This window comes from Chryseobacterium sp. WX, from assembly GCF_029542485.1.
GTDB classification, from domain to species: Bacteria; Bacteroidota; Bacteroidia; order Flavobacteriales; family Weeksellaceae; genus Chryseobacterium; species Chryseobacterium cucumeris.
The window spans coordinates 141,857-165,984 of record NZ_CP120710.1 but is presented as its reverse complement, the minus strand read 5'-3'; the positions used below and the strand labels follow the sequence as shown (position 1 = coordinate 165,984).

The window sequence follows — 24,128 nt, the reverse complement described above, 5'->3', positions numbered from 1 at the left end:
TAGTAAACAATAAGTCAAAAAAATGAGCATATAACTCATAGACCACTTATTCCATATCCACCTTGTAATTATTGAAACAGCCTTCTGGATATGGATTTCCTGGCATTCCGTATTTCTACTCAATACCACATTTGGTAATTAACACTCTAAGAAGATATATGCTCTTCTTTGTTACTTTGAAAGGCTTATTAACCGTGACACTATTCAATGGAAAACCAGAATATTCACATGTACCGGAAGATTGGTCTCAACACTTAAACTATCGTAGTAAATAAGATTCAGAGAGTATTAAAAATTAGTAATGAGGGTTCATTCCTTCATATGGATGTCTTTAGTTTTCTGTATTTCTTCTTACGATTATAAAACATAAAACAAAATAACCTATGATTACAGAAAACTACGACGTAATCGTCATTGGCGGAGGAGCAATAGGACTGGCTACAGCTTATCATCTCGGTCAGCGTCAGGCTAAGACTTTAGTACTGGAACAATATACTTTTGTGAATCAATTAGGCAGCTCTGCAGGAGTATCACGCCAGTTCCGGATTCCTTATCCGGATGAATATATGGTACAAATGGCTTTAGAGGCACAGCCTTATTGGGATGAATTACAGAAAAAGACAGACGCCCAATTGCTGGATAAAGTTGGAACACTTTGGTTTGGAGACCCTGAAGTACACTCCACTGAAGGAAATATTGCGGAGGCAGAAAAAGCATTACAGGCTTTAGGAGTTCCTTATACGACTTTAACATCAAAGGAAATTGAAGAGCAGTACCATTTCAAAAATTTACCGGATAATTATACAGGCCTGTTCCAACCTGATGGTGCCAGTATCAATTTTAAAGCAACTATTGAAACACTTTTAGCTCTTTGTCAGAAGGAAGAAACCGTAGAACTCAGAGAAGATTCTCCGGTGCTTGAAATTAAACAAAACGGTGATCTTTTTGAGCTTACTACACCCAACGGAATTTATATCGCTAAAAAACTGGCCATCATTCCCGGACCTTATATCAACAGTGTGATCAATCTGCTTGATTTTAAAATAGAAGCCACTTACTGGAATATGTCTTCTGCTTATTTTAAAAAGACCGACCCTACGATACAATATCCAACATGGTTTGTATTTCAGAATGCAAGCGGAGAAAACGGGAATCAATTCTACGGCTTTCCTTCCGTGGAATGGGATCATCCCGAATACATTCGTGTAGCACCGGATTTTGTAATCAAACCTTTGGAAGAACCGAGTGACAGAACACTAATTCCCAATCCTCAGGAACTGGCTTATACTTCAGAATGGATTAAGAATCATATGAGCGGACTCAGCATCGTTCCGGAATATACTTCAACATGCCTTATCGCTTTGAGTACAATTCCTAATAAAGAACTACTGATTGATTTCGCTCCGTCTTATGTTCCCAACCATAAAAACATTGTGGTGTACGCTACCGGATGGGCAGCCAAATTCACTCCTTTCTTAGGAAAAATCATGTCGGATCTTGCCTTGGATGGACATACAAATTTCGATATTACTCCCTTCCGATTAGGATATAAATATTTCTTAGCCCTTTAAAAATTATAAAAGCATGAATCAAGAAAACGTCAACAAAAATACACCGCTGTATCCAGGAATGCAGCGCGATCTGAAAGTAGAAGTAGCCATTATCGGTGCCGGAACTTCCGGATTATATACAGCCTTTCGCTTGGTAGCAGACCAAAAATACAAAGGTCATGAAGTCCAGATCTTCGATATGAGTGACAAATTAGGAGGAAGACTGGAATCTGTCATGATGCCGGGAATGAATTTCTGGGGTGAACTCGGAGGAATGCGTTATCTGACTTCTCAGGAAATTGTAACAACTCTGATTGAAGGTTATCCATTGAAAGAAACAGATCTGAGCAAAAGAACCCCTGTTCTGAAAGATAAAATGACTCCTATTCCTTTCCATATGGGAGACCCTGACAAACTGTTGATGTACATCAGAAAAGAGCGTTTCAAACAGAATGCATGGACAGAAGAACAGAAACAAGGCAATAAACTGATTACACGCTACTATCTGAATGAAAATGATGAAGGTTTCAGCTCTGATCAGTTATTCAACAAAATTATATATAATGTTTTAATGGCAGACCCATGGGTAGCTGCAACCTATAAAGATCTGATTATTGCTGATCCTAATGGTTATGATTACACTTTCAAACTGACCAGCCGAGACTGGGATGCTATAAAACCAAGAATGGTTTACAATTTCCCGGGTTCTCCTTATGACAAACGCCTGGTAAACGATATCGGTTTCTGGAACTTAATCAAAGACCAGGTTTCTCAGGAAGGATATGAGTTCTTAGCAAATGCCGGAGGATATTATTCCAATACCATCAACTGGAATTCTGCAGAAGCGTTTCCGTATATGGTAGGAGATTTCTCTGCTGATACTACCTACAAAACCATTGAGGAAGGCTATGACAGTATTGCCTATGCAGTAGCCAACACTTATATGGAATATGAAGGAGCACGCATCTGGTCTGAAAACAAGCTGATTACTTTCACCAAAGATCATCATTTGACCGCTACCCATAAATACGAATTAACTTTCCTGAATATACAAAGCAACGAAACATGGAAAGTGTATGCCAATTCAATCGTATTGGGTATGCCAAGAAAATCACTTGAACTTCTGGATCAGAATAACTTCTTTTTTGATGCCAACAGACACCAGAAACTGAACGAAAATATCCGTTCCATCATCATGGAGCCTGCATTTAAAATCCTTATGGGTTTTGAAGGTCCGTGGTGGAGAGATCTGGGGATTGATTCCGGGCATTCTATTACAGACTTACCTATGAGACAATGTTATTATTTCGGTACCGATACTGAAACTAAAAACTCAATGTTATTGGGAAGCTATGGTGATATGGAAACAGAAACATTCTGGAAAGCACTTTCTGATGACAAAGTGCTGTTTAAAGTAAGAGCTGCAAGATCTGCCTCATTGGAAGAATTGCATAAGTTTGACGATGTTCAGGCTACAGAATTCATGGTGAATGAATTGATAAATCAGCTGAAAGAATTACACGGAGTAGATATTCCTCAACCATATGTAACCTATTTCAGAGACTGGACAGATGATCCTTACGGTGCAGGATATCATGCATGGAAAGCAGGTTTCTCCGTAAAAGATGTGATGCCTTATATGAGAAAACCGTTGATGGATGAACAGATTCATATTATCGGGGAAGCGTATTCTGATCAGCAAGGCTGGGTGGAAGGTGCTTTCTGTGAAGCAGAAAAAATGCTTCAGACTCATTTTAAATTAGACTGGCCCTACTGGTTAGATCCTGAATATTATTTAGGATGGTAACCATGTATTAATAGTAAGATGATGTGTAATAAGCTCCGGAATAATCCGGAGCTTTATTATTTCCATTTTGACAGTAACTCACTACCGCAGTTAATTTTAGATTCTTTTTAAGCTCTATCAAACAACAAGCTGTTATATTCTTATTCCATATCACCATCATTAGTATTTTCTATTTTTCTACGGAAATCTTGCGATGATATTTTCATAACTTTTCAGTTTAAAACGAAATAAAGAATACTTCAGACAATTCATTACATTTTCTGAAATATTCAAAAGCAAATAACTGCAAAACCTCTTTATCATCTTATGACAGATAAAAATTTTAATCCAGGAAAAGGATTTATATTCAGTAAACATGTGCCGGAGGAATTATCACATTTTGACCGCATCTTTGATGTTTTCAAAGATTTGCTTACCCACACCTCCGGAGATATTGAAGAAGCTTTCGAGTGGCTGGACATGCTTGATCAGGAATATGATATTTTCAGTGATGAATACACCCTTCAGGATTTTAAAGAAGATCTGAAAAAACGAGGCTACATTAGGGAAGAAGATCCTGAAGAAGGCAACACAGGAAGTGGAAAAGGTAAAAATATATTAACTCCGAAGCTTGAAGCCGCTCTTCGTGAATATGCATTGGATCAGATTTTTGGAAAACTGAAGAAAAACGGAGCCGGAAATCACAGGACCAACAAAACAGGAATCGGGGATGAAAGAGATGGCGAAAACCGTTCCTTCCAATACGGAGATGATCTTGCCGCCGTGAATATGACGGAAAGTTTAAAAAATGCACAGATCAACAACGGAATCTCAGACCTTCGCCTGACAGAAGAAGACCTCATCGTAGAGGAAACAAAACACAAGGCACAAATGAGTACCGTCCTGATGATCGACATCAGCCACTCTATGATTTTATATGGTGAGGACCGAATTACACCAGCCAAAAAAGTAGCCATGGCACTCGTGGAATTGATCAAGCGTAAATATCCGAAAGATTCCATTGATATTATTGTTTTTGGTAACGAAGCCTGGCCCATTAAGATCAAAGACCTTCCCTATCTGAAGGTAGGCCCTTACCATACCAATACCGTAGCCGGACTTGAGCTGGCCATGGATATTCTCCGCAGAAAAAGAAATACCAACAAACAGATTTTTATGATCACCGATGGGAAACCTAGTTGTATTCAGCTTCCTAGTGGTGAATTTTATATGAACAGCTTTGGTCTGGATGAAAAAATTGTAAACCAATGTTTCAACAGAGCAGCGCAGGCAAGAAAACTGAAAATTCCTATCACCACCTTCATGATTGCTCAGGATCCTTATCTGCGTCAGTTTGTGGAGGAATTCACAGCTCAAAACAAAGGAAAAGCATTCCTCACCGGGCTATCAGGCTTAGGACAGATGATTTTTGAAGATTACGAGAAAAACAGAATAAGAAGAATATAAAGATCAGATTTAAATGATTTAAAATAAAAACCTGATCTGATAAATAGTATTACAAGACAATGAAAAACGATATTACATTCAAAGAATTAAAAAAATCCGGCTATACTCATAAAACAATTAATGAGGAAATCCAAGCCAATTTAATTGAAAGAATTAAAGCTAAAGAACCCGTATTTAAAGGACTTTGGGGGTATGAAGACACGGTAGTTCCACAATTGAAAAAAGCAATACTCGCCGGCCACCACATCAATTTATTGGGACTACGCGGCCAGGCAAAAACCAGAATTGCAAGAAGCATGGTTGATCTGCTTGATGAATATATGCCTATCGTAAAGGGATCAGAAATTAATGACAGTCCTTTTCATCCCATTTCAAAGTTTGCCAAAGATCTGCTTGCTGAATTAGGAGATGAAACTCCAATTTCGTGGGTACACCGTTCTCATCGTTTCTACGAAAAACTGGCTACTCCCGATGTGAATGTTGCAGATTTAATTGGTGATATAGACCCTATTAAAGCCGCTACCTTGAAACTACCCTATTCCGATGAACGTGTTTTACATTACGGAATGATTCCACGTGCCAACCGTTCTATTTTTGTTTTAAATGAATTGCCGGATCTGCAGGCCAGAATCCAGGTTTCCCTGTTTAATATTTTACAGGAAGGAGATATTCAGATCCGTGGATTCCAGCTGAGAATGCCGCTTGATATTCAGTTTGTTTTCACAGCCAATCCGGAAGACTATACCAACAGAGGAAGTATTGTAACCCCGCTGAAAGACAGGATCGGGTCTCAGATTTTCACCCATTATCCAAAAACTATCGCTCTTGCAAGACAAATTACAGAACAGGAAGCATTGATTTCTGCTGAAGATAAAGCACAGATCCAGATTCCTGATCTGGCGAAAGATCTCCTGGAAGAAGTTGCTTTTGCAGCCCGTATCAGCGAATATGTGGATGCGAAAAGTGGTGTCAGTGCCCGTCTTACCATCAGTGCTATGGAAAATTTAATGGCAGCAGCCAAATTACGTTTAATTGAATCCGGAGCAGAGAGAACTACTGTACGTCTGCTTGACTTCATGTCCATCATTCCATCAATCACAGGGAAAATCGAACTGGTGTATGAAGGTGAACAGGAAGGTGCTGATTACGTAGCCAAAATCTTAATTGATAAAGCCGTAATGACCCAATTTGAAAGCCTGTTCCCACGTATTTCAAAACTGGAAAAAGAAGGGATTAAAACACCGTACACTGACCTGATCAGGTGGTTCAACAAAAATCATTTAGAACTTAATTACAATGATACGGATGAAGAATTCTATGCTAAACTTGATAAGATAGAACCTCTGACAACTGTAGTGGAAGAAAATGCTTCCGAATTGAGCAAAGAAGATCAGAACTTCTGCAAAGAACTGGTGCTTTGGGCATTAACGATCAGCAATAAAATTGACAAATCTGAAAATCAGAATTCATTCACTTTCGATTCTCCCGGGATCGGCCAATTCTTACGCAACTAAAATCAGTAAAATAATATAAAAGTAAAACCTTCAGTTCAGCTGAAGGTTTTTTATTTGTTTCTGAAAGACTTTATACCAGATTGTCATTTTTAAGCACAGCAGAACCGAAAGGATTGTCAACCAACCATAGCCACTCTCCTTCTTCATTTCTTTTCATGATACAGGAAGTATTGCCTGTCATATGAATAGAATGCCCATCAGGAGCAGTTCCCGTTATTTCCCACTGATCCTGCCACATCGCCAGATCATTTACAACAGTGATATGCGGAGTTTCACCCTGAATATCCAGTTTTAAGCGACAAATCTCATTCATTGCCCTTTCTATCTGCTCAGGTCCTCTCCATTCTCTTCCATCGCGGTCTATGTAGACTGCTTCAGGATGAAAACAGCTTAATGCTCCTTTTACATCTCCATTTCTGATGCAATACCGAAAATAGGCTACAGCACCAATTTCTGTTTTTCTGTTAAACTCCTGCATTACTTCACATTTCTGGAGTCCATTTCCCTTTTCAAGCCTTTCTTTCCTTTATTCCAGCTGTTGGCCACAAAAAAAGCAAGAAGTATCGGTAAGAAAGTAGTGAAACTGATCCCTTTGGTTATGGTACTATAAATAGAAATTCCAGCCAATACTCCCAGGATGATAGCATTCACAACATTTCTGGCTTCGATAGTTCTTTTTTTCTCTATCAGCTCCTGATCGGTTAATTCTGACAAATCCTTTTCCATATTGAATGTATTTTTTGGTTTTTTGTTTTAAAGCGGTAAAATTTATTTTTTTTAAAAGCTATTTTTGCCGAAAGCTAAAATACGATATTGTCAAGATATTTTTTTTATTTCTTTTATTTGTAATTTATTTCATACCACCAGTTTCGGACAATTTCAATGCTTATGGAAGACAACCTGAATTGTATTTACAGAGTTATCAATTTCATGGAAAAGAATTATGATCAGCCTGTTTCTGTAAAGGAACTGGAAGACATTTCTCATTATTCTTACCGGAATATCCAGCGCATTTTCAAGTACAGCTGTGGGGAAACAATAGGTGCGTTCCAACAGAGGCTGAAGGTAGAAAATGCCTATAAACGGATTCTTTATACTCAGGAAAATCTCACCTCCATTGCCATTGAAGTGGGTTTTGCCAATATCGCTTCCTTTTCAAAAGCCTTTAAACAACATTTTGGGATTTCTCCTAAAGCTGCAAAACAAAGTAAGGAACAACTTCTTTGTGGAGATGCCATCATCCCTGTTACCTCAGAAGTCTTACTGGAACCCGAAATTGTATATCTGAAGCCTATGCAGGTATATTATCAGAGCATGACCACCTATTATAACAATGAAGAGATTGAAGTGCTGTGGGAAAAGTTCATGGAAAATGATTTCCCTGACTCCGGGATAGAATATTTTGGAGTTATAGCCGATGAACCATTAATAAAAACAGAAATCAACTGCCGCTATGATGCATGCTCATCCGTTCAGTCCGGAAATAAAAAGCTACCTTCAAAAATGATATTCGGAGGTAAATATGCCCGTTTTACCCATCATGGAAGCTACGAAACAATAGACGACACGTATACGAAGATCTATTCACGCTGGATTTTCAATTCAGGTCTTGAGTTTTCACACACTCCTATCATTGAAAAGTATGAAAATCATGCTGAAAACGAAGATGATCAGGAAAAACAACTGACCTATATTTTATTACCTTTGAAGTAAGTTGTCAATTTGGGACAACTTTAAGAAAAACAATCGATCTAATTTTGCTCTGTTAAAAATAGATCAGTTATGCAAAAAAAGAAAATCATGTTCCCATTATTACCTCTTCTTCTATTATCCTGCTCATCAGCGGACTTAACAGAATTACCGGGTACGGTAAATCCGGAAACCATTGTTTACAAAATGCCTGAAGAATCAGCTCCCCATGAAGGAACCTGGCTTCAGTGGCCACATCAGTATCAATATGGAACTACCTACAGAAACCGTCTGGACGCCACCTGGGTAGCCATGACTAAAGAACTTGTACAAAGTGAAAAAGTTCACATTATTGCTTATGACGGTGCAGAAAAGAATCGTATTATAGGCCTGCTCAACAATGCTGGAGTTTCTCTCACCAATATCAACTTCAAAATTTATCCAACGGATGATTTCTGGGTAAGGGATAACGGTCCTATTTATGTAAAAGATCAGAACGGACAGTTATTCATTCAGGACTGGGGATTTAACGGCTGGGGAAACAAAGCCGATTACAGCAAATGTAACGTAATACCTTCAAAAATAGCAGCCGATACCAATATACCAAAAATCAATCTTAATTCAGTCATGATCAATGAAGGAGGAAGTGTGGAAATTGACGGAAACGGAGTGTTGATGGCTTGTAAAAGTTCTATTCTGAATAATAACAGAAATCCGGGAATGACGCAACAACAGGCAGAAGCCATATTTACTAAAAACCTCGGAGTAACCAAATTTATCTGGCTGAATGGAAAAGCCGGTCTGGATATCACAGACATGCACATCGATGGGTTTGCCCGATTTGCCAATTCATCTACCATTATCACAATGAATCCGGACGATCTTAACTACTGGCAGGTTCCCAATGGAGATATTGATAAACTGTATGATGCAACCACAAAAACCGGAGCTGCCTATCAGTTTGTAAAAGTACCTTTAACAAGAAATGATGTGATCACTACTTACGGGAAAAATGTGGGCCGCGCTTCATACATCAATTATTATATTGCCAATAACCGTGTATTGGTTCCTAATTATAATGACCCGAATGATGCGGTTGCCAACAACATCATCCAACAGCTCTATCCTGGTAAACAGGTAGTTGGAATCGATTGCCGTAATTTATTCGCCAATGGAGGAATGGTGCATTGTGTCACCCAGCAACAACCTCAATAAAATAATCGTAAGAATAAAGCCTGCTCATTTCAGCAGGCTTTACTGATAGACGGCTTCAGTCGTCAAAAAATAGCGTAAATTTGCTCTGTCCATCCCGAAAAAGATGGTTTTCTATTATACGTATTATGAAAAAAACAGCACTTTCTTTATTGGTTCTTCTGAATATTGTTTGCCAGGCACAAAATTTTGATGTAATCCCCTTAGGAATATATGGTGGTGAGCACGAAGACAATTTATCAGCCTATCTGGTAGGCGCTCCAAAAGACAATGCATTTCTCTGCCTGGATGCCGGTAGCGTAAATGCCGGAATACGAAAAGCGATTGAACTGAAAAGTCTTGAAGGATCAGCAGAAACGGTTTTAAAAGATCAGATCAAAGGATATTTTGTATCCCACGGTCATCTCGATCATTTGTCAGGGCTTATCATCAATTCTCCGGCTGATTCCAAGAAAGATATTTTCGCCATAGCTCCTGTGATTCAGATTTTACAGAATCATTACTTTATTACAGATACCTGGATCAATTTTGCAGATCAGGGACAAAAACCAATCCTTGGAAAATACCATTATAATGAACTCCAGGAAGGAACTGAGATTCCAGCGCCTAAAACACCTTTTTTTATAACAGGCTATGAACTGAGCCACGTAAATCCATATAAAAGCAGTGCCGCATTGGTAAGAAGAGAAAATCATTATCTGCTTTATCTTGGAGATACCGGTGCAGACCGTATAGAAAAATCTGACCGTCTGGATCAACTTTGGAATAGGACAGCTCCACTTGTTAAAAAAAGACAGCTCAACACGATATTAATTGAAGTTTCTTTCCCCAACAGTCAGCCAGAACATCTGCTGTTCGGGCACCTTACTCCGAATCTGCTGATTGAGGAATTGAGCAAACTCAAAGAAAAGACAGGACAAAGCAGCCTTGAAGGCCTTAATATAGTAGTTACGCACAGAAAACCGACAGGTGATAATCCAGAACTTATCAAAAAAGAGCTACTGAAAAACAATCCTCTAAAAGTAAATTATATCTTCCCGGAACAAGGTAAAAAGATTAGTTTACCGTAACAACAAATCAAAAGATGAAGCGGAAACAAGCTTCATCTTTTTTGATTTACAACTGTATCATTCATAACAAAACAATTTTAATATGCTGAAATTCAATAATTTAATTTTATTTATCTGAAATTAATAAGTTTTTTCATGGTTATATTAATTTATCATCGTAATATTGCAATATAAAATTACAACAATGGGAGTTACTAAAACAGAAATTTATACTGACGAGCAAAATAAGCTGGCTTCTCTGCTTAAAGTTTTGGGACATCCGGCAAGAATCGCTATTTTACAGTATATCATTAATCAAAAAGCATGTATCTGTAATGATCTTGTTGAAGAACTTGGATTGGCTCAGGCTACCATTTCCCAACATTTAAAAGAGCTGAAGAATATTGGAATTATCAAAGGTTCCATTGAAGGAAAATCTGTATGCTACTGCATTAATGAAAGCAACTGGAAACAGTTTCAAAATGAATTCAACCTGTTTTTTAATCAGGATGTTAGTATAAAACAATGCTGTTAAGGCATTTTTTTGAACAAAAACATCGTAATATTGCAATATAACACTAGAAAATTATAACACTAAATTTTAATCTACTATGAGATTATCAGAAATTAAAGAAATTCTTTCTACCCTGGAAAATGTAGAATTTCAATTGGAAAACGGACATTTTGTTCCTGAACATTTCCATGTAACGGAAGTGGGACAGATTATTAAAAACTTCATCGATTGCGGCGGCGTAATCAGAAATGAAAAAGTGGTCAACTTCCAGCTCTGGGATGCCAACGATTATGAGCATCGTTTAAAACCTGGAAAACTGCTTCATATCATTCAGCTTTCTGAAGAAAGACTCGGGATAGAAGATAGCGAAATTGAAGTTGAATATCAGGGAGAAACCATTGGAAAATATGACCTTGAATTTAACGGGAAAAACTTCATCCTGAAAAACAAAACAACAGCCTGCCTTGCTCAGGAAGCCTGCGGAATTCCTTCCGAAAAACAAAAGAAAAACCTGTCTGAACTATCTGTAAACCCAACATCAGCCTGTACTCCGGGATCAGGATGCTGCTAATTAATTTTATTAAAATCTTATGTATAAGGAATTATTAAACACGATTCAATCTCTGAAATGGGAAAATACAGATAGCGATAGAAAAGAGGTTCTTGAACCATTGATCAGCTTTATCCAGCAAAAAGTGGATGATAAACAGGAAATCAACCTGAATTTTATCTGCACTCACAATTCAAGACGAAGCCATCTGGCACAGATATGGGCACAGGCAGCGGCTTCTTTCTTTACAATTCCGGAAGTCCGTTGCTATTCCGGAGGAACAGAAACAACGGCATTGTTTCCTAAGATCGCAGAAGTTTTAGCAGAACAAGGTTTTTCAGTTTTCAGCATTGCCGATACTACCAATCCTGTATATGCTGTAAAATATGATGATAACAGCCTTCCGATCATTGGCTTTTCTAAAAAATATGATAGTCCGTTCAATCCTGTATCCGGTTTTGCAGCGATTATGACCTGCTCGCAGGCAGATGGCGGATGTCCTTTTATTCCCGGTGCGGAAAAGAGAATTCCGATCACGTTTGAAGATCCTAAGGTTTCAGATCACACCCCGGAACAAACAGCTGTATATGCTGAAAGAAGCTTACAAATTGCAGCAGAAATGTTTTATGTTTTTTCTAAAATAAAAAGATAATCATGCAGCCCAGATTAAAATTTCTTGACCGTTATCTTACCTTATGGATCTTTATGGCTATGGGGATAGGGATTGCTTTGGGACATTTTTTCCCTGCTATTCCTGGTTTCATCAATTCTCAGTCTGTAGGAACTACCAATATTCCTCTGGCCATCGGACTCATTTTGATGATGTATCCGCCATTGGCCAAGGTTGACTATACTCTTCTGCCATTGGTTTTTAAAGATAAAAAAGTAATCAGCATTTCTTTATTGCTAAACTGGATTATTGGCCCGGTTTTGATGTTTGGTCTTGCGATCATTTTTTTAAGGCATGAACCGGATTATATGTCAGGCTTAATACTCATTGGGCTGGCCAGATGTATCGCTATGGTTATTGTCTGGAATGATCTTGCCAAAGGCAACAGAGAATATGCAGCATTATTGGTGGCTTTAAACAGCATCTTTCAGGTGTTCACTTACAGTTTTCTGGTTTGGCTGTTTATCAATGTACTTCCTACTCAACTTGGTCTGGCAAGTTTTAATGTGAATGTTTCTATGAAAGACATTACAGAAAGTGTGCTCATCTACCTGGGAATTCCTTTTCTGGCAGGTTTTCTCACCCGATACTTTCTGATTCAATCAAAAGGTGCAGACTGGTACAACAGGAAATTTGTTCCTAAAATATCTCCTGTAACATTGTATGCTTTATTATTTACCATCGTACTGATGTTTAGCTTAAAAGGGTCTAAAATACTGGAGTTACCAATGGATGTCATTAAGGTAGCAATCCCATTGGTGATCTATTTTGTCCTGATGTTTTTTGTAAGTTTTATCATCAATAAAACATTAAAAATCCCTTATGATAAAAATGCATCTATAGCCTTTACCGCCACCGGAAATAATTTTGAACTGGCTATTGCTGTGGCCATCTCGGTCTTTGGCATTCATTCGCCGCAGGCATTTGTAGGGGTGATTGGTCCATTGGTAGAGGTTCCTGTGTTAATACTCTTGGTAAAAGCCAGTTTATTCTTGAAAAAGAAATGGTATCATTAATTTCATTACAAAATAAGAAGCATCACCTAAATAGTGATGCTTTTTTATGGATATCAGTTCTTAATCAATTTATAATTTCCATTGTCTTCATCTTTAGCTATGGTATAGCCGTCTGTCAGTTCAAGAATCCACCCATCCCCTGATACTTTTTTATTTTCAGTTTTCACTGGATTTGATATTGAAATTTTATCCCAGCTGGGGCTCATCAATGCTCCGGTTTCAACCGTAAGAATACCCCACAAATCAGTAATCCGGATATTGGGATATACTGTCCCTAGATCTTCTACAGGCATAATATTTCTCGGATCAAAGGAAACATTCATTTTTTCAAATTTGATTTCAAAGTGAGGCTGTTGAATAAATTTCAGTTTGTATTCGGCAATACGCTTTTTTGTTTGTTCTTCTCTATCGGTTTCCTGCTTTATAATTGATGTACCAGTATAATTGTCAGATAGCTTTTCAACTGCTTTTTGCAGGTCAGTCTGAATCCGTATATCGAATGCTTTAATGAAATAACCGGTCAGGTCTGTTTTTGAATCAATTTTTTTGTTCCAGCCCGGATCTTTATGATACAGCAGATACCCATAAACAGGTGTGGTGTAATAAGCAAATGAACGTACAAATGTGGGATTTTTCATAAAACCTTCTATGCCATTTAAAAAATATGATCTTGTCTGATCTTTATTTCTGCCACTCACAATGAGCCCTGTAAACTCAGCAATTCCCTCATTCAGTTCCAGCAGGTTTTCTGTAGTTTCTGAACCTTTGTAAAGTGTATTCCTGTATTTCCTAAAGATCAATGCATTGGTGAGATGCCGCTTTATTTCTTTTTCTGAATTTGAGCGGACTGCCTGCCTTAGCGCTTCCAATTCGAGACGAAGGTAAATTCTGCCCTCTTTCTGATCCAGATGGTTATTTTCTGCATTGTTAAGACTAAACCCCAATGAAGGCTGAATACGGTGAAAAGACTCATGAGCCAAAAGATTAATCCTGTTTTCTTTATTTTGAGAAAGCGGGAGCATGATCATTGCCCATCTTTTTCCGCCCCAATTGATAGCGGTATTTGCAATGTTGACTGTGGCAGGTAAAACTCCAGAATAGAGAGTACCATTATATTTCAGTATTCCCTCCGAATCCGGCTCGCTGGCAAAAAACTCTCTGGTTTTCGGATCGATTAAAATCATAGGACCATATAAATCTTTGTTCCAAAGTCCGATATTCTTTTTCGAAGCTGTCTTCAGCTCATCGAAATAAACAGAAATTGTATCAGGGGGGATAGATTGTTTTTGTGCTTTTGCACCTAATACAAACAAGAGAAAGAATGCTGTAAGAACAGTCTGCTTCATGATTAAATTCTTTGTGGTTAATGTTTTTCTATGAAAATACATCGCTGCACCTTAGAGTTATATATCCTTAATGCAAATTATATACTTTAAGAAGCTAATATAATGAATTACAGTAATGAAGAACAATGACAACCATCAAAAATAATCTCCCATGAGCGAACCTTTCGGGACAGTGAATGAGCAATTATCCGATCCCTATACCAATCACATGGCAGAAAGTGGACTTATTATACTGGCTTATACTGGCCTTTTGATCTATCCTATACCGGGAAAATTAGTTAGAATACGAAGGAGTTAATAATCATTCCTGACGCTGTACATAGATCTTTACGACAAAACAGACATTATTCCTTTCGATAAGCTGGATGTTTTTTTAAGAAAAACCTGAAATAAGATTATTAGTAAACCATATTCATTAATACAAAAGCCTGCTATCTGCAGGCTTTTGCGACGTATGGGAAAATAAAAAATTTGGGAATTTCAAACCCTAAATCGCGGAATATTTTAATAAAAGCCGAGGGAATGCTTTATTAAAATAGTTTTCCAAAAGGATAGGTATTTTCTTTTTACTGTGTGTGTGTTCTTAGAATCGGAAATGCAATAACTTTAAGTCCAAAATATTGTACCTGTTTATTACAATCCCAGTTTCTTTTTGATGGTTTCCATTTCTGTTTCCATCTTTTTGATCTTAGTTTTCTGCTCTTCTATTTCAGCCTGCTGATCCTGAATAGCTTTTGTAAGGGCAGGAACAAGTGAAGCATAGTCAACAGCCCAGGCCTCTCTGGTATCATCTTTTGGTTTAAAGACGGCTTCAGGAATTAGTTTATAAAGATCCTGTGCCAGAAATCCTATTTTATGCTGAGTCTTCTGTGCCGGATTCACAGCCGGCTTACCTTCTTTAATCTGATTATTGGCAGACAGCTCGTATTGTTTCGGCTGCAATGCCATAATGGTACTAAGACCATATCCTATTTCTTTAACCTGAGTTTTTAAACGCATATCCGAAGTATTGACAAAACCACCTGCAGCACTCACCAACCCGTTACCGTCAATCGTTACTTTTGTACTTCCGTTATAACTATATTTGAAACCTTCCGCCCCAAGATAAATCTGGGTTACAGATCCATTCAGTGTGTTGTATCCGCTTAAATCAAGGTGTCCTTTGGTGGCCGCCACTTTATTTCCTCCAATACCGCTAACTTCCGGTCTGTTCATATTGATATCTCCATTACCATCAATATCAAGCATACTGTTAGCGCTGTTACCATAATAGTATCTAAGACCTGTAGTACCAACCGTTACCTGGGCAAATGCAGGATTATTGCTGTTTCCCTTTAAGGTAAGAAGACCATTGAAAGCATTCACAGAATTACCGGCAGCCCCAAAAGCTGTAATATCACCGTTTCCATTGAAGTTAAGCTTTCTGTCCCCATTAAAAAGATAATCACCTCCATTGGCCTGGCTGAGTTTCAACTGGGCAACATTATTATTTCCCGCGATCGTCAGCGCTCCTCCTATATTGTTTATGACTCCTGCATTAGCTCCACCTTCTATTGTTTTCGTGGAAGAGTTCAGGAACATATCCATAGAACTTCCCACATCATTAGTGAGCCTTAGAAGAGCGGAAGCATTAGTCCCGGAATTCGTGTTGCTGATGGATGTAAGTCCTGCACCATCTACATTGCTCCTGAAATACAAGGCTTTATCTAAATAATCAATCGCTGTATTCTGTAAAAGTGTACCGCCAAGCCTCACATCCTGCCCTATGGCTGTAAGCCCGTTGCTTGCCGTTACATTTGCACTTCCTGAAATATCCCATGTAGAAGCAGCTCCCGTAAGACCTGTACTGATCAGCTGAAGGCTCTGGTTAGGACCTATTGCCATACTTGCATTACCATTAATTGTTTCTGAAGCTGAAGGATTTATTGTAATGGTAAAAGCGGTATTATTTCTGATCGTATACATACGTCCTTTGAAATTACCTGCACCGGATATTGCTGTCGGTAAGGTAAAAACAGCATTGCCCGTTCCGTTATACGAGATATGAAAATCCGCAGAAGACAGTGTATACGCTGCGGCAGTAACAGTGCTGTATTTTGCAGCTAATGATCCGTTCACGTCCAGTGTTGAACCTGGTTGAGCTGTATTGATTCCGACACTTTGAGCAGACACAATACCGTAAGAGAGCAAAGCCACTGCTACTGATAATGTAGTAAAGTTTTTAAACATTATTATTTGATTATGAGTTATTAATGAAGTGAAATCTTAGGAAAACAATTGCAGATTCAGAGTCTTTTCAAAAGATTGAAGACTTCAGCCATGGGTATTCCCGAAAGACTTGAATGAAGAAAATTATGATTATATTTTTTCACTGTTTCCCGTTTTTATTTAGTACAAAACTAAATTTTCCGAAAGCTTTTCCTGAAAAACATCTGTAAGAAAATTGCCACCCGGATGTGGAAAAATTATTACAAAACAGGACCATAAAAACTCATTATTTATTTGTATAAAAATAGAATCTGAAATAATTTTTTCAGAAATATCGGAGAACTTCCTGATGAAAATGGATTATCTTTATAGTTTACAAAATTTTTACAACCTATGAAGTTAGAATTATATCAGATAGATGCTTTTACAGAATCTGTTTTCCATGGAAATCCGGCATGTGTTGTTCCATTAAAAACCTGGTTACCCGATGAAATCCTTTTAAAAATAGCCCGTGAAAATGCAGTAGCAGAAACCGCTTTCTTTATTGACAATGGAGATCGTGTTCATCTGAGATGGTTTACCCCTGAAATAGAGATGGATTTATGTGGACATGCTACCCTAGCTACCGCTCATTGTCTTGTTTCCATCCTCAATTATCAGCATGATAGAATCATTTTTGAAACAAAAAGTGGTGACCTGACAGTAGATGTAAAAGATGGAGTTTATTATATGGATTTTCCTTCCAGAATGCCCGAAGCCTCTACTCTTCCGGAAATCATATCCAGATCACTTAATATACAGCCTAAGGAAGTTTTCAAAGCAAGAGATTATGTTCTGGTATACGATTCTGAAGAAGATGTAAAAAATATCAACATTGAAAGATCCGTTTTTGACCTTATCAACCTAGACCCGGGCGGTGTTATCGTGACATCAGCAGGCACTGACAGTGATTTTGTATCAAGATACTTTACCCCGCAGTCTTCTATTCTTGAAGATCCTGTTACAGGCTCTGCACACTGTTCACTGATTCCCTTCTGGTCATCAAGATTAGGGAAGGATAAGCTTTTTGCCCGCCAGATCTCTGAAAGAGGCGGCCAGCTCTATTGTGAAAATAAAAATGAAAGAGTAATTGTGGCAGGGAAAGCCCAAACGTATTCTGCAGGGCATTTTTGGATAGAATAGATTTTCTGGCAGTCACAGGATATGCTACAATTAAAGACCGTGAATCATTCGATTCAAAGATTTAAGTTAATCTGCCCTTTTAAAAATTATAAAAAAATTGGCTACTTTTTAGTAGCCAATTTTTTTATAATTTTTCTATGATATTTCAATCATTCTTGGAGGTTTCTGCTTCGCATCTTCTTTTTTCGGGATGGTTAACATTAAAAGGCCATTTTCATATTTTGCATTAATGTTATCCTGATCCACCACATCTTTTGGAAGCTCAAAACTTCTCTGGAAGGATTGGTAACTGAACTCTCTTCGTGTGAAATTGTCATCTTTTGACTCTTTACGATCTTCCTTCGTTGATGAAATGGTAAGCAGGTTACCATCCAGCCTGATCTGAAAATCATTTTTATTCATACCTGGTGCTGCGACCTGAACTTCGTAAGCATCTCCATTCTCCTTTATATTTACCGATGGTACGGTTGTACTGGTAGATGAGTAATTGTTATTGCCCCAGTTAAAAAGTTCACGACCAAAAAAATCATCAAAGACATTTGAAAAGCCCAGGTTGCTGTTTCCGTTTCTTCTTATTAGATTATTCATTGTAATCATTTTAATTAAGTTTAACAATCATTAAAAACACGTCAGCTGGCCAGCTGTACATCAAAAATTACAAAAAAAATACCATTTGATTAAGTGTGAAATTTTTTCCGGTTTTCTGTCATTTTTTCAGCACCACTGACACAAAATCATGGTACTGAGAACATTCGCCATCCGTATGTTTTTTTATTCTTTATTCTAAATACAATTTTTTTTACGAAACCTGAAAAATGTACCGCAACTTATCCATATTGTGGACAATAAAAGGGATAAGCAGGTAATACCCAGCCCGGCTTTATAGAGATCGTACTCTACCATGCCGGTTTTGTAAGCAATCGAAATAGCCAGTATTCCAAATTCACCTGTTTGAGAAAGTAAAGCACCTCCATAAAAACTATCCTGCCATTTAAAATTCAGCATTCTGAAAAAGAGAGCCGACATAATACTGTTGCTTATCAGTACAATTAAAGTTCCTATCGTGATAAGCTTATAATTGGATAACAGATAATTGATGTCCAGCCGTAAACCAATGGATACAAAAAACAGTGCCACAAAGAAAACCTTAAATGGAAGAAGAGAATGTTCCAGCCATCGAAATGCCTGAATTTTTCCGACTAAGACCCCCGCAATAAAACTTCCCAGTGCCGCACTCATTCCGACCGTTTCTGCTATAAGACCAAAGCCGAGACAGATCAATAAGCCGGAAAATACCTGCAGCTCATGGTCATTTTCAAGGAATGTACTTGACAATTTGATTTCCTTCAGATGTCTGATTTTCCGGAATATCAAAAAAATACCAAGACATATGGCAATGGGAAGCATCATATTCCATATACTGAAATCTTTGCTATTCCAGAATTTCAACACAGTGAGCACCGGAGCCAGAAGAAGATCCTGTAATAACAAAATATTGAGGATAATAATTCCAAAGGCAGTATGCAGGGTTCCATGCTTCTTCAGAAACTCAACTACAACTGCAGTACTATTGAACATAAACAGAATGGCGATGAGGAGCACACTTTCAAGATTCAGATGGAGTAACTTACCCACAAAATACGCAAATATAAAACTTAAGAGTATTTTCATCCCCTGAGCCAATAAGGGCTTAATGATAAGGCTCTTTTTATTGGGAATATTAATTTCCACTCCGATAAAAAACATCAGCAGTAATATTCCTATTTCGCCAATCGTTTCTATTTCTTCCGGTTTGTTAAATAGCTTTAGTACATAAGGACCTAATAACACCCCGGCAATAATATAAGCAATAAGATAAGGCTGATTAAATTTTTTCAACACAAACATCAGTCCTAAGATAGTCATACACAAAATACATACAGTCCAAAGCATATTGATAACGTTTTAGATTGAGATAATTTCGTTTTTTAATATGAGTTATGATCTGTTGTCTTATTATTGAATGTGACGTTGGATTTCTTCAGCTTTCCTATTGCAAGGCTATTGTACCCAATATCACCCTTCTGATAAACCATTAATCCAACTCTACTGTTTTTAATTTGGAAAAAATAAAGACGGGAGCCATCTTTATTGTATATGGCTTCTTTAGAAAAAAAGCTACTATATTCTACATTGAGCTCCAGTAAAAAATTTTCATTGATTATCATAACAAATTCATAATAATAAACTCTAACTTATTACATGTTCTGGTTATTAGTTATTTTCAAACCTGAATACAAAATCCAGACCAAGCTACCCGGAGATATAGCTGACTGGAAATCTAGCAATAATTTTTAATTTCTAAATCCTTTCTTGAGATCATTGCTTTTGATAGTCGTCATACAATCCTAAAGTTCAAGGATAAGAATTTTCCAAAAAATTCGAAAATTACTTTGGAAAAGATGTAATTAAACTGCATAAACTTAAATAATACTTCTAATAATAGTCGATTTCTAAAATAGAAAATAAACTAAAGTGTGATGCATTGTATTTTTATATATCAAAGGTATTTTATCTTCATTTTATTTGTAATTTAACAATCTGAGCTAAGTATCACATATAGAACAACTTGATACAAACCTGAGATATATCCATGTTGTAACAAGTAAAAAGATAATTAAAAAATTGCAATAAAATAATACCATGATAAAATCTTTCAATATCAAATTGTTATTAGTCCTTCTGTCCATTGTTTTTGCATTTGATTTAGTATTTATTGCTATGGATCATAGTTCCTGGCGGTTTTTTACCAAGACACTGTTGTTACCTGTTATTATCTGGTTTTATTTTACTTATTCTAAGCAAAACGTATGTCGGATCAACCAATGGTTTTTATCTGGATTAATTTTAAGCTTTTTGGGTGATGTGTTTTTGTTATTTGGATGGGGATTTATGCCCGGTTTGGGAAGCTTTTTGTTGGCTCATATTTGTTACATAGCTTATTTTTTTAAGATTGAAAAGAAAAATGCATGGAGTTGGCTTCCCTTTGTTTTGCTTTATTTAGGTTCATTTATTTACTATATATATCCTTATTTAAACGAAATGAAGATACCCGTGTTAATTTACGGAATTACCATTGCTACGATGCTGTATTTTAGTATCAGAACTTATTCTTTATTATTAATCCTGGGAGCTGTTTTGTTTGTAATATCAGATTCCGTATTGGCCATTAATATATTCGTACAGCGCAGTATTGGGAAAGAACTTGTTGTGATGATTACTTATGTTTTAGCCCAATTGATGTTGGTGCTGGGAGTGGTTGGTCTTGAAAAAAAGAACAGAATTATCCGATAAAATCAAGACTTATGAAAAGAAAAGATAACCGGTTTTTTCATAATATTGCTCTATTCTGTCCATTGGATTTTACTGATCCTGTTACTTATTTTATTCCTGTGTTTATCTTGTTGATAGTAGGGGAAATATTTTTGTATCAGATTCCTCAAAAAGTATTCACCAAAAAACTCATCAAAGATAATGTATCGAGTATCGGATTGGGGATAGGGGCAGTAATGTTAGACTTTGGGATGAAAGCTATATCATTATCCTACTTTTTTTGGATTTACAATCATTTTAGGCTTACTGATATTTTCGGGATCAAAGATTTCAATAAATTCTTCACTTTACAATGGCATGCAGATCACTGGTGGCTTTGGTTATTGGTTATGATTGTTCAGGATTTTGGCTTTTACTGGCATCATCGGTTGAGTCATAAAATCAGATTATTCTGGACAGGTCATGTCAATCATCACTCGGCTACTCATTTAAGTCTTGCTATTGCACTGCGTCAGGGATGGTTTGAAATTATATATCGGGACATTTGGTATATCCCTTTTATCATTATTGGTTTTCATCCTATTATGATGGCTATGATGCATCAGTTTAACCTGATTTTTCAATTTTGGCCGCATACCAATGCTATTGGAAAATTAGGGTGGTTCGATAAAGTATTCAATTCTCCATCCAACCATCGGGTGCATCATTCCCGAAAAATTGAGGATTTAGATAATAACTATGGAGGCATTTTGATGATTTGGGATCATCTTTTCGGCACGTACAAAGCGGAAGAAAAGAAAACGACGGATTACGGAATCTATCATAACATTCATACTTATAATGTTTTTCATATCGTCTTTGATGAGTTTGGAAATATGATAAAGGATGTCCGGAATGCACCTTCATGGAAAGCGAAATTGGGGTATATATTCAATGCTCCGGGCTGGCATCATCATGATAAAGATGAACGGATTTCTACTTTGAAGCGGGAATTAGAAGAAAAAATGAATTGATGGTTGTCTTACATGAAAAGTGTAAATTACTGATAAAAACTCTTTATTAATTCAGAAACAGACATCAACCTTCTACGACTTGTTAGACAAAATAATTCCCTCAACAATTTGGAGGGAATTTTTTATCTTGAAATACTTAGTAATAACATAAAGTCACCATATAGCAAATTAAATAATTGACTATCAATTATTTACTGAAAACAAATAGCAAATTAAGTTCCAGACACTTTTTTAGCAGCTTTTAAATGCTTAAAATATACTTGAATTTATGTACAATGCTTTCCTGGTTAAAAAAAGTGTTAAGAAAATAAATTTTCATTACTCTAATTCAATAGGGTTATAACCTTTTTTCTCTGTTTCACTTATTTTTTGTCTGCTTTGCCCCTCTGAAAATACAGTTCCCATTTTTTCTAATTCATATTTAATATTGTCTCTGTAATTTGTTGTTGCTTGAATTAACTCTTTTTTTGTGACTAACTTAGCATTTTGATAATGTCTTTTATTTACTGTTATTATTCTTCCCTTCAACTTAGCACTTGATAACGATTTTACAAGTTCAAAATCATAATCCCCTGTCTTATCTGTTATTTTAACAATTAAGCCTGGAAGACCACTAAATTTGTATGGTCCATAAGGAAAAGGAATTTCCATTGAATACCAAGCTGTCCAATCTCTTCCTTTATAATGAACCTCTGCTTTTTTACAATGAAAAGAATTAATTACTTTGGTTTCATCAATCAATTTCCAGTCACGAATTACAGGGGTATTATAAGATAGTAGAGCAGTTCCAACTGACTCATAAAATTCAGAATTATCAGTTGTTTGGATAATTAAAAACTTAAATTTTGATGAAGGCAACCCTCTCATATCAATATTAAAATTACTCCTATTTTTATTATACTGCTCCATGAAAAGAGAGTCAAATTTCAACCTGTTTTCACTAATAAAAAAAGCACGTTTATCACTTATTTGCATGGTAAAAAGTTCTTTGTAAACGTTATCTCGATTTAGAGTATTAGGTTTATATTGAAGTAAATAGGTAAATTCTCCTCTTAATGAATCACCAGTAGCTGTTTGAGAAAACAAAAAAGAGAAAAAAAATAAAAATAAAATTGTTAAGGTTTGTTTCTTTGTGAAATTCATTGCTGTTTTTTGTGAAAATAATAACCGTTCAAACAAGGTTTATTATTTGAACGATTATTTTGATTAATAGTCAACACTTCTTTCCTATTGAGCTCAAAGAAATGACTAACTTGTGACTGATAAATTATAGTTGACAATAATTATCCTGAATTTTTTCTGCCCACTCTATCCATTGATCAGCACTCCAATCCTGACAAGTATAAGCAGATGTACAGCTTGCCTGAAATGTTCCACATTGCATTTGAAGTTTTTTCTTAGATTTTTTAGTGCTTTTAGCAACCCTAACTTCTTTTGTTTTAGAATTTACTTTCTCCACATTTCCTTTTGCACTTACAAAACCTGCTATACCAATCATAGCAATAAATAATAGTTTTTTCATGATTGTGATAATTTTTAAAATTACAAATCAAATATATGGATTCAAGTCAATGAAAATAGAAATATTTTATTATGTTAAACGCCTATTAATAAAGTATTTATACCAACTTGAGCATCGTAAATTATTTCATTTAAAATTGAAATATTTATACATAGATTCAGTTTTAGAATTTATTTTTAGAAGATCCAATTTAGATAAATCAAATAGCAAAGAAAGAACTTTGGTTTTATCAAGAATGTGAAAACCCTTTTTAAAAGTTGTACCAGCTTTTTGAATGTAGTTTAACTACCAATATGAATAAGAAGTCCCTCCCTTTGCCGACCGGAAATCAAGCCATTTAGGATATAAAAAAAGGAGACGTTTATTTTTAAACGTCTCCCTAAGCGGAGAGTGAGGGATTCGAACCCCCGGACCTGTTACAGTCAACAGTTTTCAAGACTGCCGCAATCGACCACTCTGCCAACTCTCCCTAAACTCCGGCTATACCGTTGTTTTCAGTGGTGCAAATATAGAACGATTTTTAATTTC

General features: G+C 36.5%; 23 protein-coding genes and 1 tRNA gene. 15 read left to right on the top strand and 9 right to left on the bottom strand.

Annotated features, from left to right (window positions below; all coding sequences use genetic code 11):
* Window positions 1-383: 383 nt before the first annotated feature.
* The 4 genes from PZ898_RS00740 (at window position 384) to PZ898_RS00725 (ending at window position 6,317) form a co-directional block, all read left to right on the top strand.
* Window positions 384-1,571: an FAD-dependent oxidoreductase gene (locus tag PZ898_RS00740; protein WP_277694528.1), complete on the top strand. Its 1,188-nt coding sequence runs from the start codon at window positions 384-386 to the stop codon at window positions 1,569-1,571.
* Window positions 1,572-1,584: 13 nt separating this feature from the next.
* Window positions 1,585-3,357 (top strand): FAD-dependent oxidoreductase, encoded by a 1,773-nt coding sequence (locus PZ898_RS00735; protein WP_216444902.1) that lies wholly within the window; start codon window positions 1,585-1,587, stop codon window positions 3,355-3,357.
* A 306-nt stretch (window positions 3,358-3,663) separates the two neighbouring features.
* Entirely contained in the window at window positions 3,664-4,803 is a 1,140-nt protein-coding gene (locus tag PZ898_RS00730; RefSeq protein ID WP_277694527.1) for a VWA domain-containing protein, read from the top strand.
* Between the two features lie 59 nt (window positions 4,804-4,862).
* On the top strand, window positions 4,863-6,317 hold the full coding sequence (locus PZ898_RS00725) for a sigma 54-interacting transcriptional regulator (protein WP_277694526.1): 1,455 nt from the start codon (window positions 4,863-4,865) through the stop codon (window positions 6,315-6,317).
* Between the two features lie 70 nt (window positions 6,318-6,387).
* Here the strand turns inward: PZ898_RS00725 and PZ898_RS00720 are convergent, their stop codons facing one another.
* Together PZ898_RS00720 and PZ898_RS00715 are read right to left on the bottom strand one after the other, a co-directional pair.
* Entirely contained in the window at window positions 6,388-6,795 is a 408-nt protein-coding gene (locus PZ898_RS00720; protein WP_062670536.1) for a DUF4440 domain-containing protein, read from the bottom strand.
* The gene (locus tag PZ898_RS00715) at window positions 6,795-7,043 is read right to left on the bottom strand and encodes a hypothetical protein (protein ID WP_062670538.1); all 249 of its coding nucleotides are present in this window, start codon (window positions 7,041-7,043) and stop codon (window positions 6,795-6,797) included. The genes PZ898_RS00720 and PZ898_RS00715 overlap by 1 nt, the downstream gene beginning before the upstream one ends.
* A 162-nt stretch (window positions 7,044-7,205) precedes the next feature.
* Here PZ898_RS00715 and PZ898_RS00710 point away from each other — a divergent pair, with 162 nt between their 5' ends.
* From PZ898_RS00710 to arsB, 7 genes are all read left to right on the top strand, one after another.
* On the top strand, window positions 7,206-8,030 hold the full coding sequence (locus tag PZ898_RS00710) for an AraC family transcriptional regulator (RefSeq protein WP_277694525.1): 825 nt from the start codon (window positions 7,206-7,208) through the stop codon (window positions 8,028-8,030).
* A gap of 69 nt (window positions 8,031-8,099) precedes the next feature.
* Entirely contained in the window at window positions 8,100-9,221 is a 1,122-nt protein-coding gene (locus PZ898_RS00705; protein ID WP_216444905.1) for an agmatine deiminase family protein, read from the top strand.
* 125 nt (window positions 9,222-9,346) lie between these two features.
* On the top strand, window positions 9,347-10,288 hold the full coding sequence (locus tag PZ898_RS00700; RefSeq protein ID WP_277694524.1) for a 3',5'-cyclic-nucleotide phosphodiesterase: 942 nt from the start codon (window positions 9,347-9,349) through the stop codon (window positions 10,286-10,288).
* A gap of 184 nt (window positions 10,289-10,472) precedes the next feature.
* The gene (locus PZ898_RS00695) at window positions 10,473-10,802 is read left to right on the top strand and encodes a metalloregulator ArsR/SmtB family transcription factor (protein WP_062670547.1); all 330 of its coding nucleotides are present in this window, start codon (window positions 10,473-10,475) and stop codon (window positions 10,800-10,802) included.
* A 76-nt stretch (window positions 10,803-10,878) separates the two neighbouring features.
* Entirely contained in the window at window positions 10,879-11,352 is a 474-nt protein-coding gene (locus tag PZ898_RS00690) for a DUF6428 family protein (protein ID WP_062670549.1), read from the top strand.
* 19 nt (window positions 11,353-11,371) lie between these two features.
* Entirely contained in the window at window positions 11,372-11,983 is a 612-nt protein-coding gene (locus PZ898_RS00685) for a protein-tyrosine-phosphatase (protein ID WP_062670551.1), read from the top strand.
* Between the two features lie 2 nt (window positions 11,984-11,985).
* Window positions 11,986-13,017 carry an ACR3 family arsenite efflux transporter gene (gene arsB / locus PZ898_RS00680; protein WP_277694523.1) on the top strand — a complete coding sequence of 344 codons (1,032 nt, stop codon included), beginning with the start codon at window positions 11,986-11,988 and terminating at the stop codon, window positions 13,015-13,017.
* 53 nt (window positions 13,018-13,070) lie between these two features.
* Here arsB and PZ898_RS00675 read toward each other — a convergent pair whose 3' ends face one another.
* Window positions 13,071-14,363 (bottom strand): hypothetical protein, encoded by a 1,293-nt coding sequence (locus PZ898_RS00675; RefSeq protein WP_277694522.1) that lies wholly within the window; start codon window positions 14,361-14,363, stop codon window positions 13,071-13,073.
* Window positions 14,364-14,514: 151 nt separating this feature from the next.
* Between PZ898_RS00675 and PZ898_RS00670 the strand changes: the two genes are divergently transcribed.
* Window positions 14,515-14,661, top strand: a complete 147-nt coding sequence (locus PZ898_RS00670) for a hypothetical protein (protein WP_184935513.1) — start codon at window positions 14,515-14,517, stop codon at window positions 14,659-14,661.
* A 335-nt stretch (window positions 14,662-14,996) separates the two neighbouring features.
* Here PZ898_RS00670 and PZ898_RS00665 read toward each other — a convergent pair whose 3' ends face one another.
* Window positions 14,997-16,592, bottom strand: a complete 1,596-nt coding sequence (locus PZ898_RS00665) for a tail fiber domain-containing protein (RefSeq protein WP_123277870.1) — start codon at window positions 16,590-16,592, stop codon at window positions 14,997-14,999.
* A gap of 372 nt (window positions 16,593-16,964) precedes the next feature.
* On the opposite strand from PZ898_RS00665, the gene PZ898_RS00660 reads away from it, so the two are divergent.
* Window positions 16,965-17,753 (top strand): PhzF family phenazine biosynthesis protein, encoded by a 789-nt coding sequence (locus tag PZ898_RS00660; protein WP_120230741.1) that lies wholly within the window; start codon window positions 16,965-16,967, stop codon window positions 17,751-17,753.
* 135 nt (window positions 17,754-17,888) lie between these two features.
* Here the strand turns inward: PZ898_RS00660 and PZ898_RS00655 are convergent, their stop codons facing one another.
* Window positions 17,889-18,341 carry an Hsp20/alpha crystallin family protein gene (locus PZ898_RS00655; protein WP_062671580.1) on the bottom strand — a complete coding sequence of 151 codons (453 nt, stop codon included), beginning with the start codon at window positions 18,339-18,341 and terminating at the stop codon, window positions 17,889-17,891.
* A gap of 195 nt (window positions 18,342-18,536) precedes the next feature.
* The gene (locus tag PZ898_RS00650; RefSeq protein WP_277694521.1) at window positions 18,537-19,685 is read right to left on the bottom strand and encodes a cation:proton antiporter; all 1,149 of its coding nucleotides are present in this window, start codon (window positions 19,683-19,685) and stop codon (window positions 18,537-18,539) included.
* 750 nt (window positions 19,686-20,435) lie between these two features.
* Between PZ898_RS00650 and PZ898_RS00645 the strand changes: the two genes are divergently transcribed.
* Both PZ898_RS00645 and PZ898_RS00640 read left to right on the top strand, forming a co-directional pair.
* On the top strand, window positions 20,436-21,086 hold the full coding sequence (locus tag PZ898_RS00645) for a lysoplasmalogenase (RefSeq protein WP_347176652.1): 651 nt from the start codon (window positions 20,436-20,438) through the stop codon (window positions 21,084-21,086).
* 11 nt (window positions 21,087-21,097) lie between these two features.
* Entirely contained in the window at window positions 21,098-22,078 is a 981-nt protein-coding gene (locus PZ898_RS00640) for a sterol desaturase family protein (protein WP_277694520.1), read from the top strand.
* Between the two features lie 318 nt (window positions 22,079-22,396).
* Here PZ898_RS00640 and PZ898_RS00635 read toward each other — a convergent pair whose 3' ends face one another.
* The 3 genes from PZ898_RS00635 to PZ898_RS00625 all read right to left on the bottom strand — a co-directional run bounded on the left by PZ898_RS00635 (window position 22,397) and on the right by PZ898_RS00625 (window position 24,069).
* On the bottom strand, window positions 22,397-23,221 hold the full coding sequence (locus PZ898_RS00635) for a GLPGLI family protein (protein ID WP_277694519.1): 825 nt from the start codon (window positions 23,219-23,221) through the stop codon (window positions 22,397-22,399).
* Window positions 23,222-23,345: 124 nt separating this feature from the next.
* A complete protein-coding gene (locus tag PZ898_RS00630) occupies window positions 23,346-23,600 on the bottom strand; it encodes a hypothetical protein (protein ID WP_062670571.1) in 255 nt (84 codons plus the stop codon).
* A 384-nt stretch (window positions 23,601-23,984) separates the two neighbouring features.
* A tRNA-Ser gene (locus PZ898_RS00625) sits at window positions 23,985-24,069 on the bottom strand.
* Window positions 24,070-24,128 lie beyond the last annotated feature (59 nt).

Bases quoted from the DNA above. Each gene is read 5' to 3' on its own strand.
- PZ898_RS00705 (WP_216444905.1), top strand. From the start codon at position 8,100: ATGCAAAAAAAGAAAATCATGTTCCCATTATTACCTCTTCTTCTATTA.
- PZ898_RS00690 (WP_062670549.1), top strand. From the start codon at position 10,879: ATGAGATTATCAGAAATTAAAGAAATTCTTTCTACCCTGGAAAATGTA.
- PZ898_RS00740 (WP_277694528.1), top strand. From the start codon at position 384: ATGATTACAGAAAACTACGACGTAATCGTCATTGGCGGAGGAGCAATA.
- PZ898_RS00640 (WP_277694520.1), top strand. From the start codon at position 21,098: ATGAAAAGAAAAGATAACCGGTTTTTTCATAATATTGCTCTATTCTGT.
- arsB (WP_277694523.1), top strand. From the start codon at position 11,986: ATGCAGCCCAGATTAAAATTTCTTGACCGTTATCTTACCTTATGGATC.
- PZ898_RS00710 (WP_277694525.1), top strand. From the start codon at position 7,206: ATGGAAGACAACCTGAATTGTATTTACAGAGTTATCAATTTCATGGAA.
- PZ898_RS00735 (WP_216444902.1), top strand. From the start codon at position 1,585: ATGAATCAAGAAAACGTCAACAAAAATACACCGCTGTATCCAGGAATG.
- PZ898_RS00725 (WP_277694526.1), top strand. From the start codon at position 4,863: ATGAAAAACGATATTACATTCAAAGAATTAAAAAAATCCGGCTATACT.
- PZ898_RS00695 (WP_062670547.1), top strand. From the start codon at position 10,473: ATGGGAGTTACTAAAACAGAAATTTATACTGACGAGCAAAATAAGCTG.
- PZ898_RS00685 (WP_062670551.1), top strand. From the start codon at position 11,372: ATGTATAAGGAATTATTAAACACGATTCAATCTCTGAAATGGGAAAAT.
- PZ898_RS00635 (WP_277694519.1), bottom strand. From the start codon at position 23,221: ATGAATTTCACAAAGAAACAAACCTTAACAATTTTATTTTTATTTTTT.
- PZ898_RS00670 (WP_184935513.1), top strand. From the start codon at position 14,515: ATGAGCGAACCTTTCGGGACAGTGAATGAGCAATTATCCGATCCCTAT.
- PZ898_RS00655 (WP_062671580.1), bottom strand. From the start codon at position 18,341: ATGAATAATCTAATAAGAAGAAACGGAAACAGCAACCTGGGCTTTTCA.
- PZ898_RS00720 (WP_062670536.1), bottom strand. From the start codon at position 6,795: ATGCAGGAGTTTAACAGAAAAACAGAAATTGGTGCTGTAGCCTATTTT.
- PZ898_RS00645 (WP_347176652.1), top strand. From the start codon at position 20,436: ATGATAAAATCTTTCAATATCAAATTGTTATTAGTCCTTCTGTCCATT.
- PZ898_RS00715 (WP_062670538.1), bottom strand. From the start codon at position 7,043: ATGGAAAAGGATTTGTCAGAATTAACCGATCAGGAGCTGATAGAGAAA.
- PZ898_RS00660 (WP_120230741.1), top strand. From the start codon at position 16,965: ATGAAGTTAGAATTATATCAGATAGATGCTTTTACAGAATCTGTTTTC.
- PZ898_RS00650 (WP_277694521.1), bottom strand. From the start codon at position 19,685: ATGCTTTGGACTGTATGTATTTTGTGTATGACTATCTTAGGACTGATG.
- PZ898_RS00730 (WP_277694527.1), top strand. From the start codon at position 3,664: ATGACAGATAAAAATTTTAATCCAGGAAAAGGATTTATATTCAGTAAA.
- PZ898_RS00675 (WP_277694522.1), bottom strand. From the start codon at position 14,363: ATGAAGCAGACTGTTCTTACAGCATTCTTTCTCTTGTTTGTATTAGGT.
- PZ898_RS00630 (WP_062670571.1), bottom strand. From the start codon at position 23,600: ATGAAAAAACTATTATTTATTGCTATGATTGGTATAGCAGGTTTTGTA.
- PZ898_RS00700 (WP_277694524.1), top strand. From the start codon at position 9,347: ATGAAAAAAACAGCACTTTCTTTATTGGTTCTTCTGAATATTGTTTGC.
- PZ898_RS00665 (WP_123277870.1), bottom strand. From the start codon at position 16,592: ATGTTTAAAAACTTTACTACATTATCAGTAGCAGTGGCTTTGCTCTCT.